Raw genomic sequence first — 15,077 nt, 5'->3', positions numbered from 1 at the left:
ATGTCCGGCCACTCCAAATGGGCGACGACGAAGCACAAGAAGGCCGCGCTCGACGCCAAGCGCGGCAAGCTGTTCGCGAAGCTCATCAAGAACATCGAGGTGGCGGCACGGACCGGTGGCCCTGACCCGGACGCCAACCCCACCCTCTTCGACGCCATCTTCAAGGCGAAGAAGAACTCCGTGCCCAACGACAACATCGAGCGGGCGCGCAAGCGTGGCGGCGGCCTGGAGGCCGGCGGCGCCGACTGGCAGACCATCACGTACGAGGGCTACGCGCCCGGCGGCGTCGCGGTGCTCATCGAGTGCCTCACCGACAACCGCAACCGCGCCGCCTCCGAGGTCCGCGTCGCCCTGACCCGCAACGGCGGCTCGCTGGCCGACCCGGGCTCGGTGTCGTACATGTTCAACCGCAAGGGCGTCGTGATCGTGCCCAAGAACGGGCTCGACGAGGACACCGTCCTGATGGCCGTGCTCGAGGCGGGCGCCGAAGAGGTCAACGACATGGGCGACTCCTTCGAGGTCGTCTCCGAGGCCGGCGACCTCGTGCCGGTCCGCAAGGCGCTCCAGGAGTCCGGCATCGACTACGACTCGGCCGAGTCGAGCTTCCTGCCGACGATGAGCGTGCCGCTCGACGAGGAGGGCGCCAAGAAGGTGTTCCGCCTGATCGACGCGCTCGAGGACAGCGACGACGTCCAGAACGTCTACGCCAACTTCGACGTCTCCGACGACGTCCTGGCCGCCCTGGACTGACACCCGCGACACCGAGGGCCCGGGGCGTCCCCCCGGGCCCTCGATCGTGTCCTGCTCAAAGCTCGGTCAAGGTCGCCTTGCGCCGCGCTTGCCGGAACCTGGGGCGTTCGACACCAAGCGCCCGCGTGCCCTTTACACGTGCGTCCGCGCCCTCACGCGGCTAGGGTCGGGCGACGTGAATTCCCCCATCCCACCGACCCCTGTCCCGGCGCCCCCGGCCGCCCGGCCCCCGGCGTCCTACCGTGCCCTGGGCTGGCTGCTGGCCGTCCCCGCGCTGCTCGGCACCCTGATCACGCTGGTCCTGCCGACGGTCCAGACGATCGTGCTCAGCCTGCACAGCGGCGGCGTGCTGCAGGAGAGCAGGTTCGTGGGCCTGGACAACTACGGCAAGGTGCTGGGCGGTGAGGAGTTCTGGCGGGCGCTGGGCTTCACGCTCTCGCTGACCGCCGGGCCGCTGCTGGTGGCCGTGGTGGTGGGGCCGCTGCTCGCGCTCGCGCTCGACCGGGGCGGCCCCCTGGTCAGGCGCGCGGGCCTGGTCGTGCTGTCGCTGGCGATCGTGACGTTCTCCCCGGTCGGCGTGGCGGCGGCCTGGCTGCGGGGGATGCTGCCCGACGGCCCGGCCATCGCCACGCTGGCCGAGGGACTGCGCGACCCCGCCACGGCCCCGGGGACGCTGCGGATCATCGTCGTGGCCGCCACGTTCGGGGTGGTGTGCGCGCTGGCGCTGACGGCGTTCCTGCCCGCGCTGCGCGGCGGCACCGCCGGGCCCGCCACGGTCGTCGTGGCCGTGCTGGTGGCGCTGGCGACCGTCGCCGTGGGGGCGCAGGCGTTCTCGATCGGCATGGCGCTCACCCGCGGAGGCCCTGAGCGCGCCACACAGACCCTGGCGGGCCATCAGTACGACTACGCCTTCAGAATGGCCCAGTTCGGCCCTGGCGCGGCCGTCGCGGCCCTGACAGGCGTACTCCTGGGCGGGCTGGGCGTCGTCGCCGTGGTCGTCGCCGCGGCCACCCGTCTCCGTGTCACCGTCCTGCCAAGGCCCGCGAGCGCCGCCCGGTCCGGTGGAGCGTTCCCCGCCCGGCCGAAGACGCCTGGCGTGGCCGCCGGCGTCGTCGCGCTGGTGCTGGTGGTGGCCGTCGGGCTCGTCTGCGCCTGGCCGTGGATCTCCGGCGTCCTGGCGGGCGGCGACGGCGCCGGCGGCCTGCGCGCGCACGCCAACACCTGGATCCCCGCCGTGGCGGGCGCGCTGGTGTCGGTCGGGGTCGCCTACCTGGCCGCCCTCGGCATCGGCGGCCTGCGTCCGCTGGGCGCGCGCAGCGAGTGGCTGCTGCTCCTGTTCGCTCCCTGGCTGTTCGTCGGCACCGGCCCGCTCGGCGTCGCCGACTGGCAGAACATGCGCAACCTGCGTCTCGTGGACACCTTCTTCGCGCTCTTCCCGCCGCTGCTGGTCAGCGTCCCGGCGCTGCTGGTGCTGACCCTGCTGTGCAAGGGGCTGGCCGAGCGGAACGACAGGGACTTCTTCGGGGGCGTCCTGCTGCCGTCCCTGCCCATGGCGGGCGTGCTGGCCGGGGCGGTCACGCTGGTCAACGCCCAGGACGTGCTGTGGCCGCTGCTCGTGGCCCAGACCCCGGAGCTGTTCACCGTCCCCGTCGCGCAGATGGGCCTGCTCGGCGGCCACCACGACGCCGCCCCCGACGTCGGCGCGAGCACCCCGCTGGTCGTCGTCGCGGTCGCGCTGGCTGCCGTCGTGGCCGCCCAGCTTCTGTACCTCGACAGGCTCGCCATCAGCGTCAACGGTTCGCGACCGGCCCGTACCACCCCATAGGTTGAGGGGTTGTGGAAATTCGCGATCTCACCCCCGACGACCTCGACGACGTTCTCGACCTGCGTAAACGTTCCTTCGGCCCGATCTCCGGCGCGGACGTCGAGCGGTGGCGCCACACCGTGACGTCCACGCTCGGCGAGGGCCGCTACCTGGGCGCGTTCGAGGGCGGCAGGCTCGCCGCCTCGGCCCGGCTGCGCGGCTTCACCCAATGGTGGTACGGCCGTCCGCAGCCCATGGCCGGCATCGCGGGGGTCACCGTCAACCCGGAGGACCGCGGCCACGGGATCGGCACCGCCATCATGCGCGCCGTCGTCGAACGCGCGGCCGCGCTCGGCGACGCCGTCTCGGCGCTCTACCCGGCCACCACGCCGATCTACCGCTCGCTCGGCTACGAGCACGCCGGAGCCCGGCACATGATCACGCTGCCCGCCGAGTCGCTGCGCCGCATCAGGCCGTCCGGCGAGGTCGAGCTGCGCAGGATGGGCCCCGGCGACGCCGCCGAGGTCGTCTCCCTGCTCCACCGCACGCACCGCGCCGCCCGCTCCAGCGGCCCCGTCGCCTGGGACGAGCGCGCCTGGCGCACCTGGCTGTCCAACGAGGACGACTTCCTCTACCTGGCCCACGACGGCTACCTCGTCTACCGCTGGAACGGCGACGACATGCACGTCGAGAACCTCGTCGCCGGGTCGGGGGAGACGAGCAGGGCGCTGTGGTCGATGGTGGGCAGCTCGTCCTCCATCGCCCGCAAGGTCACCGCGCCGGTCGCCCCCGACGACCCGGTGCTGTGGCTCCTCGGCGAGCGCTCCACCGACCACGTCACCCAGGTGCGCTGGATGTTCCGGGTGCTGGACGTGGCCGCCGCCGTCGGGCGCAGGGGCTTCCCCGCCGCCGTCACGGGCGGGGCCGCGGTCTCCGTGGACGACCCGCTGCGCGGCGGCGGCTCCTTCCGGCTGGAGTTCTCCGGCGGCTCCGGAACGGCCACCCCGGCCGCCCCGCCCGCCGGCGGGGGAGCGGCGCTGAGCGCGGGCGGCTTCTCCGCCCTGTACGCCGGCGTCCCGACCGCGACGCTGCGCAGGACCGGTCTCATGTCCGGCGACGACCGCCACGACGAGCTGCTCGACACGGCCTTCGCCGCCAAGCCGTACATGCTCGACTACTTCTGACGGGCCCGCCCGCCGTTCGCGGCGGGCGATTCACGGTGCGCGGCCAGCTCAGCCGGGGTAGAGTCTCGTGCCGAACAGATGTTCGGCGGCGCGGGAGGCAAGCCGGTGCGGGTGATGGGCGTCGATCCGGGGCTGACCCGGTGCGGCCTGGGCGCGGTCGAGGGGCGGCCGGGCGCGCCGCTGTCGCTGGTGGCCGTCGGGGTCGTGCGCACGGGCGCCGACGAGGAGCTCGGCACCCGGCTGGTCGGCATCGAGGCCGGCATCGAGCGGTGGCTCGACGAGGTCCGCCCCGACGCCGTGGCCGTGGAGCGCGTCTTCAGCCAGCACAACGTCCGCACGGTCATGGGCACCGCGCAGGCGGCCGGGATCGCCGTGCTGTGCGCGGCCCGGCGGGGGCTGCCCGTCGCGCTGCACACGCCCTCCGAGGTCAAGGCCGCCGTCACCGGCAGCGGCACGGCCGACAAGAAGCAGGTCGGCACGATGATCACCCGGCTGCTGCGGCTGGCGGAGATGCCCAAGCCGGCCGACGCCGCCGACGCGCTGGCCCTGGCCATCTGCCACATCTGGCGCGGCGGCGCCCAGCACCGGCTGGCCGAGGCCATGGCCCGCGCCGGCAAGGGGCGCTGACCCGTGCGGGCCGCGCGCGCTGACCGTTTCGTGGAGAGGGAGATCGAGTCGTGATCGCGTCGGTGGCGGGCAGGGTGGCGTCGGTCGCGCCCGACGGAGCCGTGATCGAGGTGGGGGGCGTCGGGATGCTCACCCACTGCACCCCCGGCACGCTGGCCACGCTGCGCGTGGGCGAGCAGGCCAGGCTGGCCACGTCGCTGGTGGTGCGCGAGGAGTCGCTGACCCTCTACGGCTTCGCCAGCGACGACGAGCGCGCCGTCTTCGAGATGCTCCAGACGGCCAGCGGCGTCGGCCCCAAGCTGGCGCTGGCGATGCTCGCCGTGCACACGCCCAACGCGCTGCGGATGGCCGTGGCCGCCGCCGACCTCAAGGCGCTCACGCGGGTGCCGGGCATCGGGCAGAAGGGCGCCCAGCGCATCGTGCTGGAGCTGAAGGACCGGCTCGGCACCCCCGAGGAGGCCGTCAACGCGGCCATCGGCGGCGACCGGCGCGCCGCCCTGTGGCGCGAGCAGGTGCACTCCGGCCTGGTGGGCCTCGGCTATTCGGGCAAAGACGCCGACGAGGCCGTGGCCGGGGTCGCGCCCGAGGCCGAGGCCGACCTCGCGGCCGGGCGTCAGCCGCAGGTGGCCGCGCTGCTGAAGGCGGCGCTCCGATCCCTCAGCGTACGATGATCATGATGTCCGTGACGACGTCCCGGCGCGCGGAGAGGAGCGGTGGCCATGGACTATGAGCGCGAACTGGTCTCCGCCGACGCCGCCGGCGGCGACGAGCTGCAGATCGAGGCGGCGCTGCGGCCCAAGCGGCTGAGCGAGTTCATCGGCCAGGGCCGGGTGCGCGAGCAGCTCTCCCTGGTGCTGGAGAGCGCCATGCGGCGGCAGCGCCCGCCCGACCACGTGCTGATGAGCGGGTCGCCGGGCCTGGGCAAGACCACCCTCGCCATGATCATGGCGGCCGAGCTCAACATGCCGCTGCGCATCACCTCAGGCCCCGCCCTTGAGCGGGCCGGCGACCTCGCGGCCATCCTGTCCACGCTGACGGAGGGCGAGGTGCTGTTCATCGACGAGATCCACCGCATGGCCAGGCCCGCCGAGGAGATGCTCTACCTGGCCATGGAGGACTTCCGGGTCGACATCGTCGTGGGCAAGGGGCCGGGCGCGACCGCGATCCCGCTCGACATCGCGCCGTTCACGCTGGTCGGTGCCACCACGCGGGCCGGGCTGCTGCCGGCGCCGCTGCGCGACCGGTTCGGGTTCACCGCCCACATGGACTTCTACGAGGTCGTCGAGCTGGAGCAGGTGCTCAACCGGTCGGCGAAACTGCTCGGCGTCGTCCTGCCCGAGGAGGCCGCCCACGAGATCGCCCGGCGTTCGCGCGGCACGCCCCGCATCGCCAACCGGCTGCTGCGCCGCGTCCGCGACTTCGCCGACGTGCGCGCGGGCGGGATGATCGACCGGGACATCGCCTCGGCCGCGCTCAACCTTTACGAAGTCGACGCCGAAGGGCTCGACCGGCTCGACCGGGCGGTGCTCGGGGTGCTGCTGCGCAAGTTCGGCGGCGGTCCCGTCGGCCTTTCCACGCTCGCCGTGGCCGTGGGGGAGGAGCCCGAGACCGTCGAAGTGGTGGCCGAGCCGTTCCTCGTACGGCAGGGGCTGCTGGCCAGGACCCCGCGCGGCCGGGTCGCGACCGCTTCCGCCTGGACACACATGGGTATGACACCTCCGCCGGACGCGTTCGGAGCCGCCGTTTCACCGTGATCACGAAACGGTTGCAACCATTTCAAATCGGGAACTTCCCCGCGCGCCGAATCGCTGCCTCGTTGCCGCGTTTCATAACAACCGCCTACACTCCGTGGCTTGGCTGGCTGTGTAGGCTGACGGGCTGAGCGGCGCGGCCCGAGAGCTACGCAACGGAATTTCCGGCGCGCGGCCGGTGTCAAATTCTTGAACGACTATGGAAGGTCGCCCCTATGGACATGGGACAACTCGGAAGCATCCTGCCGCTGATCCTTCTGGTGGTGGTGTTCTACTTCCTGCTGATCCGTCCGCAGCGCAAGCGCCAGCAGGAAGCGCTTCAGATGCAGAACTCCTTGGCCCCGGGCGCCCGCGTCATGACGACGACGGGCCTGTTCGCCACGGTGGTCGCGGTGGACAACGAGGACGTCGTGCTCGAGATCGCGCCCGGCATCGAGACGCGCTGGATCAAGGCCGCCATCGGCCGTGTGGTCCAGCCCGGTGACGCCCCGGTGGTGACCGACGAGCCGGTCGTGGACACCGACCTGGCCGACGGTGACGCCAAGGAGTCCGACGCGACCGTGGAGCGTAACGGCGATCAGGACTCCAGCACCAAGCAGTCCTGACTAAGCTCTGCGACAAACCCCTATCTGAGAGAATCGACGACCAGTGGCCCGACCGACCAGCCGCCACAGCCGACCAGGGCGCACGCTCTTGGTGCTGCTGGCGCTCATCCTCGCCCTGGGCGGGACGATGTTCCTGCAGAAGGCGTTCACGCCCAAGCTGGGACTCGACCTCGCCGGCGGAACGACGGTGACGTTGTCACCCGTGACCCAGTCCGGTCAGTCTCCGCCTGAAGAGATCCTCGACCGCGCGGTCAACATCATCCGCGACCGGGTCAACGGCACCGGCATCTCCGACGCGGAGGTCGCCAAGTCCGGCGACAACATCATCATCTCCATCCCGGGCGTCGGACAGAGCGAGGCCATCAAGCTGGTCGCCACCACGGCGGAACTGCGCTTCCGCCAGGTGCTCGCCATGGAGGCCACGCAGGTCCCGCAGAACCTGACCACCGAGGCGCCCACGCCGGGCGCCTCGCCCTCGGCCAAGCCGTCCTCGACCGCCAGGCCGTCGGGCAAGCCGTCCGGCACGCAGTCGGCCACCACGCCGAGCGCGTCCCCGACGGGCAAGGCGCTGTCGTCCGCGCTGACCGCGCCCACGCCGGCCGCCACGCCCTCGGCCACGCAGACCGGGACCGGCCGCGAGCAGACGGGTCAGAAGCAGAACACCAAGGGCGGGAACGCCACGCCGACGCCGGCGCCGAGCACGCCGCCCACCACGCAGCCGAACCAGGACCCCAACGCGGGCATCAACACCGAGGGCATCGACCCGGCGGTGCTGCAGCAGTTCCACAAGCTCGACTGCGCCGACCCCAAGAACCGGGGCCAGGGCGTCCAGGACGACCCCAACAAGCAGTACGCGGCCTGCGAGACCGACGGCAGCTTCAAGTACGTCCTCGACGTCGCCAAGGTCGTCGGCACCGACATCGACACCGCCTCGGCGGGCGTGCGCCAGGGCACCGTGGAGTGGATCGTCCAGCTCGACTTCAAGAGCAAGGGCGCGGGCGAGTGGAGCAAGCTCACCACCACCGCCTACAACGCCCAGGAGCCGCGCAACAAGGTCGCGGTCGTCCTCGACGGCGTGGTCATCACGGCCCCCAACATCATCAGCCCGATCCCCGGCGGCCGCGCCGAGATCACCGGCGGCTTCGACCAGGTCAGCGCCACCAACCTGGCCGACCAGCTCAAGTACGGCGCCCTCCCGCTGAAGTTCCAGCGCAGCTCGATCGACACCGTGTCCTCGACGCTCGGCGCCGACCAGCTCGAAGGCGGCCTGATCGCGGGCATCATCGGCCTCGGCCTGGTGGTCGTCTACTCGCTGCTGTACTACCGCGGCCTCGGCGTCGTCGCGGTGCTGAGCCTCGTCGTGGCCTCGATCCTGACGTACACGGCCGTGGTCGTGCTCGGCCACAACGCCGGCTTCCGGCTCTCCCTGCCGCACATCATCGGCCTGGTGGTCTCGATCGGCATCACCGCCGACTCCTTCATCGTGTACTTCGAACGCATACGTGATGAGATGAAGGAAGGTCGGCGGACGCTTCGCGCGGCCGTCGAGGTGGCCTGGGTCCGTGCCCGGCGCACGATCCTGATCGCCGACGCCGTCATGTTCATCGCCGCCATCGTGCTGTACTTCCTGGCGGTGGGCGGTGTGGCCGGGTTCGCCTTCGCGATGGGCCTGACCACGCTGATCGACATCGTGGTGGTGTTCCTGTTCACCAAGCCGTTCATCGCCCTGCTGGCGAGGCTGAAGTTCTTCGCCAAGGGGCATCCGCTGTCCGGCCTCGACGCCGAGCGCATGAGCACCGGGCCGGCCCCGACGACCACTCCGCAGGAGGCCTGAGATGGGACTGGGGCGTCGCCTCTACCGCGGCGAGATCGATGTCGACTTCGTCGGCAAGTGGAGGCTCTGGTACAGCCTGTCCGGCCTGCTGTTGCTCGTCTCCCTCGCCGGCATCCTGTTCAACGGGCTCAACCTGGGCGTGGAGTTCAAGGGCGGAACGGTCTTCACGTTCCCGGCCAGCACCGGCACCGTCGAGGAGGTCCGCGAGGACTTCCGCACGCAGGGCGCCCACCAGGTGATCGTGCAGCGGGCCCGCGACAACTGGCGGGTCACCACCGAGACCCTGTCGGAGTCGACGCTCAACCAGATGCAGACCACGATCGCCAAGGACTACAAGGTCCCGGTCAAGGACGTCAGCGTCCAGTCGATCGGTGCCTCCTGGGGCGGTGAGGTCTCCCAGAAGGCCTGGATCGGCCTGGGCGTCTTCATGCTCGCGATCATCCTGTACCTGTCGATGGCGTTCGAGCCGAAGATGGCGTTGTCGGCGATCGTCGCGCTCATCCACGACCTCGTCATCACGGCCGGCGTCTACGCCTGGTCGGGCTTCGAGGTCACGCCGGCGACGCTGCTGGGCTTCCTGACCATCCTCGGTTACTCGCTCTACGACGCGGTCGTCGTGTTCGACATGATCAAGGAGGTCACGGCCAAGCTGGGCACGACCTCCAAGATGACGTACTCGATGGCGGCCAACAACGCGCTCAACCACACGCTGATCCGATCGCTGAACACCTCGCTGGTCGCGATCCTGCCGGTGGCGGCCATCCTGTTCATCGGCACCACGCTGCTCGGCGCGGGCACGCTGAAGGACCTGTCGCTGGCGCTGTTCGTCGGCATGATCGTCGGCACGTACTCGTCCCTGTGCGTGGCCACGCCGATGCTGGTGACGCTCAAGGAGCGGGAGCCGAAGTACCAGGCCATCGCGCGCCGGCTCGCCTCCACCTCCGGCAAGGGGGCGAAGGGTTCCAAAAGCGCAGCCGTAGCGAAGGGCTGAGCCCGTCCGAGGCTCGTCCGGCGCCCCCATCCGCCAGGGTGGGGGCGCCGTCGCGTTCAGGGGCGCTCTGCGGCGTTCCGGGAGGGTGCGGGGCAACCTGGTGGGGCCCTGGCTCCTGTGGGCGGCTGAGGGCCTCTCGGAGGGCGTCCGGGGCGGCGGGCGGTCCGAGGAGGGTGCGGAGTAGGCCATCATGGAGCGCGGCACCCGCGAGGAAGGCGATGGAAGCACGATGAGTGAGCTCAGCCAGTTGATCCTGGACCGGATCAGGGACGTCCCCGACTATCCCAAGCCCGGCGTGCTGTTCAAGGACATCACCCCGCTGCTCGGCGACCCGGTCGCGATGGCGGCCGTGGTGGAAGAGCTGGCCGGCCTCGCCGAGGTGGACAAGATCGTCGGGATCGAGGCCAGGGGCTTCATCCTGGCGGCCCCGGTGGCCTACCGGGCGGCGGCCGGGTTCGTCCCGGTGCGCAAGAAGGGCAAGTTGCCGGCCGCGACGCTGGAGGAGTCCTACGACCTGGAGTACGGCTCGGCCACCATCGAGGTGCACCGCGACGCGTTCGCGCCCGGCGACCGGGTGCTCATCGTCGACGACGTGCTGGCGACCGGCGGCACGGCCAAGGCCACCATCGAGCTCGTCGAGCGGGCGGGCGCGCACGTGGTCGGCATCGCGGTGCTGATGGAGCTGGCGTTCCTCAAGGGGCGCGAGCGCCTGCCGGACGTCGGCCTGCACTCCCTGGTGATCGTCTGAGACGGCCCGCGCGAGTCCGGGTGCACGGCCTGGATACACTTGGGGGATCTGGACTCGAACGTGAGGAGTCTGAGTGCCCCGTGATGTGGTCGTGCCCGACGTAACCGACGCTGGTAATGCCGACGCGCCCGGCGTTCCTGCGGTGCGTCGTCGGCGGTTTGGGGGTGGGGCCATGAATCCGGTGCTGGAGCCGCTGTTCCGCACGGTCCGGGCCACCCACCCCAAGGCCGATCTGCGCCTGATCGAGCGCGCCTACGACATGGCCGCCTACCACCACCGCGACCAGAAGCGGAAGTCGGGCGACCCCTACATCACCCACCCGCTCGCCGTGGCCACGATCCTGGCCGAGCTGGGCACCGACGACGAGACGCTGTGCGCAGCGCTGCTGCACGACACGGTCGAGGACACCGCCTACAGCCTCGACGAGCTGCGCGGCGACTTCGGCGACACCATCGGCTCGCTGGTCGACGGCGTCACCAAGCTCGACAAGGTCAAGTTCGGCGACGCGGCGCAGGCCGAGACCGTGCGCAAGATGGTCGTGGCGATGTCGCGCGACATCCGCGTGCTCATCATCAAGCTCGCCGACCGGCTGCACAACATGCGCACCATGCGCTACCTGCCCGAGCACAAGCGCCACCAGAAGTCCCGCGAGACGCTGGAGATCTTCGCGCCGCTGGCCCACCGGCTGGGCATGAACACGATCAAGTGGGAGCTGGAGGACCTCGCGTTCGCGATGCTCTACCCCAAGCGCTACGACGAGATCGCGCGCATGGTGTCCGAGCGCGCGCCGCGGCGCGACCTGTTCCTCCAGGAGGTCATCGAGAAGGTCTCCGGCGACCTGCGCGAGGCCAAGATCCGCGCGGTGGTCAAGGGCCGGCCCAAGCACTACTACTCCGTCTACCAGAAGATGATCGCCCGCGACGTCGCCTTCGACGACATCTACGACCTGGTGGGCATCCGGGTCCTGGTCGACAGCGTGCGCGACTGCTACGCGGCGCTGGGCACGATCCACGCGCGCTGGAACCCGGTCCCCGGCCGGTTCAAGGACTACATCGCGATGCCCAAGTTCAACATGTACCAGTCGCTGCACACCACGGTGATCGGTCCCGAGGGCAAGCCGGTCGAACTGCAGATCCGCACCCACGCGATGCACCACAGGGCCGAGTACGGCGTGGCCGCCCACTGGAAGTACAAGGAGGAGGTCGGCGCGCCGGGCCCGACCGGCAAGGTCAAGCCGGGCAGCGACATGGCCTGGCTGCGCCAGCTCCTCGACTGGCAGAAGGAGACCTCCGACCCGGGCGAGTTCCTGGAGTCGCTGCGGTTCGACCTGTCGGTCTCCGAGGTCTACGTGTTCACCCCGAAGGGGCAGGTCATCGCCCTGCCCGAGGGCGGCACGCCGGTCGACTTCGCCTACGCCGTCCACACCGAGGTCGGCCACCGCTGCATCGGCGCGCGCGTCAACGGGCGGCTGGTGCCGCTGGAGTCGCGGCTCGGCAACGGCGACACGGTCGAGATCTTCACCTCCAAGTCGCCCGACGCCGGGCCGTCGCGCGACTGGCTGAAGTTCGTCAAGTCCGGCCGGGCCCGCAACAAGATCCGGCAGTGGTTCTCCAAGGAGCGCCGCGAGACCGCGATCGAGGCGGGCAAGGAGGCCATCGGCCGCGCCATGCGCAAGCAGGGCCTGCCGCTGCAGCGCCTGATGTCCGGCGAGGCGCTGCTGGCGCTCGCCCGCGACCTGCGCTACCCCGACGTGTCGGCGCTCTACGCGGCCGTGGGGGAGGGGCACATCGCCGCGCAGGCGGTCGTGCAGAAGCTCGTGGCCTCGATCGGCGGCGTGGAGAGCGCCGAGGAGGACATCGCCGAGACGTCCCTGCCGACCCGGCTGCGCGGCCGTCCGCGCGGCGGCGGCGCGGGCGTGGTCGTGGCGGGCGACGCCGACGTGTGGGTGCGCCTGTCCAAGTGCTGCACGCCGGTGCCCGGCGACGAGATCGTCGGGTTCGTCACCCGCGGCCACGGCGTGTCCGTGCACCGCGCCGACTGCACCAACGTCCAGCAGCTCAGGGAGCAGCCCGACCGGCTGGTCGAGGTGAGCTGGTCGCCGGGCGACGACAGCGTGTTCCTGGTGGCCATCCAGGTGGAGGCGCTCGACCGGCCGCGCCTGCTGTCCGACGTCACGCGCACCCTGTCCGACCAGCACGTCAACATCCTCAGCGCGTCCGTGACGACCTCGCGTGACCGGGTGGCGATCAGTAAGTTCACCTTCGAGATGGGCGACCCGAAACACCTGGGCCACGTGCTCAAGGCCGTACGCGGCATCCAGGGCGTCTTCGACGTCTACCGGGTGAGCGGCGCCGGCAGCTGACGGCCCGTCGGGCCCGGCCGCCCGCGGCTCAGCCCTTCAGGTCCGGCAGGTTGACCACGATCGCCTCCTGGGTGCTGCGCGCGATCACCACGACCGCCTCCCGCTCGGGGTCGGGGTTCTCCTCCCGGTGCGGGGTGTAGGGCGGCACGTAGACGTAGTCGCCGGGGGCCGCCTCGATCCGCCGCTCGCGGCCGTCCTGGAGGAAGACGAAGCGCGGGGTGCCGCTGACGACGTAGATGGCGGTCTCGGAGGCGCCGTGGTGGTGGTCGGAGGAGCGGGTGGCGGGCGCGACGTGCGTCCGGCCCATCCACAGGGCCGACGAACCCGCCGTGGCCCCGCTGATCGCGGCCAGCCTGCGCATCCCCGCGCTCTGCGCCGTGTCGCCCGAGAGCGCGTCTGAGGCGATGTGACGCAGCGGGAGGTGGAAGGGGTCGCCCTCGGCCCGGTAGCCCTCCCACAGGCGCCCTCCGGCCCGTTCCAGGACGCCTGAGGCCACCGTGGTCAGCAGCGCCGGGTCGGAGTGGGCCGCCAGCAGCTCGTCGGCCAGCGCCGGGTCGTGCTCGCGCAGCTCGCGCAGCAGCCATTTGCCGTTGCCCCGCCACCTGCCGCCCACGTCGAGCGCCAGCCTGGCGGTCTCCTGGACCACCTGCCAGCGGATGAACAGCTGCTCGCCGGGGTCGGTCGCGCCCGCCAGGTCGTCGAGCAGGTCGGACAGGCCGTAGCGGGCCCGTTCGGCGCGGGTGGCGGCCAGGTCGCCGGGACCGGCGGCCAGCCGTTCGCCGAGCGCCGTCTGCAGATCGCTGGCCCGGCCGCCGGTGCGGTCGACCAGAACCGCGCCGTCGGCGCACATGCGGGCCACGCCCGGCTTGCGCTGGGCCAGGTCGCGGTCGACGTAGGCGTCGAGGCTGGTCTCGCTGTGGACGTACAGCTCGACCGGCCAGCCGTGCCAGCGCAGGGACTCGCGGTAGGGCACGGCCAGCCCGTCGAGCACCACCACGACGTCGAGGTCGGAGGTGCTGGTGCGGCGCTCGGTGAGCACGCTGCCGCCGACGAAGGCGTACAGGGCGCCGGGGAACAGCTCGTCGACGAGGGCGCGCGCGACGCTGACGGGGTCCATGCCGTCAGCGTAGGACCCCGGCCGCCCTCCGAAGATCGGTTCAGCTGAACTCGGTCAGCGTGCGCTCGGCCTCCTCCAGCCACGAACGGCGGGCGGCCAGCGCCTCCTCGGCCTCCTTGACGTCCTTGGCCCGGCCGGCGGCCTGCGCCTTGGACAGCCGCTTCTCCAACTGCTCGATCGAGGCGCGGAGCTGGTCGACCGTGCTCTGGGCGCGGGCCCTGGCCTCGGGGTTGGACCGCTTCCACTCGGCGTCCTCGGCCTTGCGCACGGCCTCGTCGACCTTGCGCAGCCCGCCTTCGAGCCGGTCGCGCTGCTCGCGCGGCACCGGTCCGGCGGCCTCCCAGCGCTCCAGGACGTGCCGCATCGCCGCCCTGGCCGTGCGCGCGTCGGTGACCGGGAGGATCTTCTCGGCCTCGGCCAGCAGCTCCTCCTTGACCTCGGCGTTGGCCGCCAGCGAGGCGTCGCGCTCGGCGAAGACCGCCGAACGGGCCTGGAAGAACTGGTCCTGGGCGGCCTTGAAGCGGCCCCACAGCTCGTCCTCGACCTCGCGCGAGGCGCGCCCGGCGGTCTTCCACTGCTGCATGAGCTCGCGGTAGATCGCCGCGGTCGTGCCCCAGTCGGTGGAGCCGGCGATGGCCTCGGCCTCGGCGACGATGCGCTCCTTGGCCGAACGTACGCCCTCGCGCTGCTCGTCCAGGCCCGCGAAGTACTGCTTGCGGTGCTTGGCGAAGGCCGTACGGGCGGCCGACAGCCGCTTCCAGAGCTGGGCCTCGGTGACCCGGTCGATCCGGTCGGCGGCCTTCCACTCCTCCACGAGCTGGCGCAGCCGTTCGCCGCCGGACTTCCAGTGGGTGGTCTCGTCGGCGATGCGCTCGGCCTCGGCGACGATACGTTCCTTGACCCCCCTGGCCTCGGCGCGCGCCTGGTCGCGGGCGGCCTTGACCTCCTCGCGACGATGGCCGACCAGCTCGGTCAGGCCGTCGAGGCGGGCCGTCAGCGCCGCCAGGTCGCCCACGGCGTGGGCGTCGGCGACGGCCTCGCGCAGCTTGGCGATGCTCGCCTCGGCCTGCGCGGGGGCCAGATCGGTGCCCTTGACCCGCTGTTCGAGGAGCTGTACCTGGCCGGACAGCTCGTCGTACTTGCGATGGAAGTAGGCCAGTGCCTCTTCGGGTTCACCGGCCTGCCAGGAGCCGACGGCCCGCTCTCCCTCAGCCGTACGCACGTAGACGGTGCCGTCGTCGTCTACCCGGCCCCACGGGTCGGTGCTCACCGTGTCCTCCCGCACTATCCATCAGACCCTTCGG

The 15,077-nt window shown here is 71.6% G+C and carries 13 protein-coding genes; 11 read left to right on the top strand and 2 right to left on the bottom strand.

Translation table 11 applies throughout. From position 1 onward, the window contains the following. From ACIHAD_RS33050 to ACIHAD_RS33000, 11 genes are all read left to right on the top strand, one after another. A complete protein-coding gene (locus tag ACIHAD_RS33050) occupies positions 1 to 750 on the top strand; it encodes a YebC/PmpR family DNA-binding transcriptional regulator (RefSeq protein WP_397358615.1) in 750 nt (249 codons plus the stop codon). A gap of 175 nt (positions 751 to 925) precedes the next feature. Further along, the gene (locus ACIHAD_RS33045; RefSeq protein ID WP_397358614.1) at positions 926 to 2,575 is read left to right on the top strand and encodes a carbohydrate ABC transporter permease; all 1,650 of its coding nucleotides are present in this window, start codon (positions 926 to 928) and stop codon (positions 2,573 to 2,575) included. A gap of 11 nt (positions 2,576 to 2,586) precedes the next feature. Then, positions 2,587 to 3,738 (top strand): enhanced intracellular survival protein Eis, encoded by a 1,152-nt coding sequence (eis, locus tag ACIHAD_RS33040; protein ID WP_397358613.1) that lies wholly within the window; start codon positions 2,587 to 2,589, stop codon positions 3,736 to 3,738. 105 nt (positions 3,739 to 3,843) lie between these two features. After that, positions 3,844 to 4,365 (top strand): crossover junction endodeoxyribonuclease RuvC, encoded by a 522-nt coding sequence (gene ruvC / locus ACIHAD_RS33035; RefSeq protein ID WP_397358768.1) that lies wholly within the window; start codon positions 3,844 to 3,846, stop codon positions 4,363 to 4,365. 50 nt (positions 4,366 to 4,415) lie between these two features. Beyond that, positions 4,416 to 5,036: a Holliday junction branch migration protein RuvA gene (ruvA, locus tag ACIHAD_RS33030; protein ID WP_397358612.1), complete on the top strand. Its 621-nt coding sequence runs from the start codon at positions 4,416 to 4,418 to the stop codon at positions 5,034 to 5,036. Positions 5,037 to 5,084: 48 nt separating this feature from the next. Then, positions 5,085 to 6,119, top strand: a complete 1,035-nt coding sequence (gene ruvB / locus ACIHAD_RS33025; protein WP_397358611.1) for a Holliday junction branch migration DNA helicase RuvB — start codon at positions 5,085 to 5,087, stop codon at positions 6,117 to 6,119. A gap of 218 nt (positions 6,120 to 6,337) precedes the next feature. Further along, a complete protein-coding gene (gene yajC / locus ACIHAD_RS33020; RefSeq protein WP_397358610.1) occupies positions 6,338 to 6,721 on the top strand; it encodes a preprotein translocase subunit YajC in 384 nt (127 codons plus the stop codon). A gap of 43 nt (positions 6,722 to 6,764) precedes the next feature. Beyond that, the gene (secD, locus tag ACIHAD_RS33015) at positions 6,765 to 8,555 is read left to right on the top strand and encodes a protein translocase subunit SecD (protein WP_397358609.1); all 1,791 of its coding nucleotides are present in this window, start codon (positions 6,765 to 6,767) and stop codon (positions 8,553 to 8,555) included. A 1-nt stretch (position 8,556) separates the two neighbouring features. Beyond that, positions 8,557 to 9,546: a protein translocase subunit SecF gene (gene secF / locus ACIHAD_RS33010; RefSeq protein WP_397358608.1), complete on the top strand. Its 990-nt coding sequence runs from the start codon at positions 8,557 to 8,559 to the stop codon at positions 9,544 to 9,546. 229 nt (positions 9,547 to 9,775) lie between these two features. Then, positions 9,776 to 10,294: an adenine phosphoribosyltransferase gene (locus ACIHAD_RS33005; protein WP_397358607.1), complete on the top strand. Its 519-nt coding sequence runs from the start codon at positions 9,776 to 9,778 to the stop codon at positions 10,292 to 10,294. Positions 10,295 to 10,466: 172 nt separating this feature from the next. Continuing rightward, a complete protein-coding gene (locus ACIHAD_RS33000; protein WP_397358606.1) occupies positions 10,467 to 12,656 on the top strand; it encodes a RelA/SpoT family protein in 2,190 nt (729 codons plus the stop codon). Between the two features lie 28 nt (positions 12,657 to 12,684). On the opposite strand, the gene ACIHAD_RS32995 is transcribed toward ACIHAD_RS33000, so the two are convergent. Beyond that, positions 12,685 to 13,773 (bottom strand): cupin domain-containing protein, encoded by a 1,089-nt coding sequence (locus tag ACIHAD_RS32995; RefSeq protein WP_397358605.1) that lies wholly within the window; start codon positions 13,771 to 13,773, stop codon positions 12,685 to 12,687. A gap of 40 nt (positions 13,774 to 13,813) precedes the next feature. Further along, positions 13,814 to 15,043, bottom strand: coding sequence for a DUF349 domain-containing protein (locus tag ACIHAD_RS32990; protein ID WP_397358604.1), 1,230 nt, complete (start codon positions 15,041 to 15,043; stop codon positions 13,814 to 13,816). Positions 15,044 to 15,077 lie beyond the last annotated feature (34 nt).

It is taken from the genome of Nonomuraea sp. NPDC052265, from assembly GCF_044547985.1.
Classification (GTDB): domain Bacteria; phylum Actinomycetota; class Actinomycetes; order Streptosporangiales; family Streptosporangiaceae; genus Nonomuraea.
Note: the sequence above shows the minus strand (reverse complement) of the source record. Positions and strands in the feature narration are given on the sequence as shown.

Coding starts and splice junctions, on each gene's coding strand:
- ACIHAD_RS33050 (WP_397358615.1), top strand. CDS start 1: ATGTCCGGCCACTCCAAATGGGCGACGACGAAGCACAAGAAGGCCGCG.
- secF (WP_397358608.1), top strand. CDS start 8,557: ATGGGACTGGGGCGTCGCCTCTACCGCGGCGAGATCGATGTCGACTTC.
- ACIHAD_RS33000 (WP_397358606.1), top strand. CDS start 10,467: ATGAATCCGGTGCTGGAGCCGCTGTTCCGCACGGTCCGGGCCACCCAC.
- ACIHAD_RS33005 (WP_397358607.1), top strand. CDS start 9,776: ATGAGTGAGCTCAGCCAGTTGATCCTGGACCGGATCAGGGACGTCCCC.
- ACIHAD_RS32995 (WP_397358605.1), bottom strand. CDS start 13,773: ATGGACCCCGTCAGCGTCGCGCGCGCCCTCGTCGACGAGCTGTTCCCC.
- yajC (WP_397358610.1), top strand. CDS start 6,338: ATGGGACAACTCGGAAGCATCCTGCCGCTGATCCTTCTGGTGGTGGTG.
- ruvB (WP_397358611.1), top strand. CDS start 5,085: ATGGACTATGAGCGCGAACTGGTCTCCGCCGACGCCGCCGGCGGCGAC.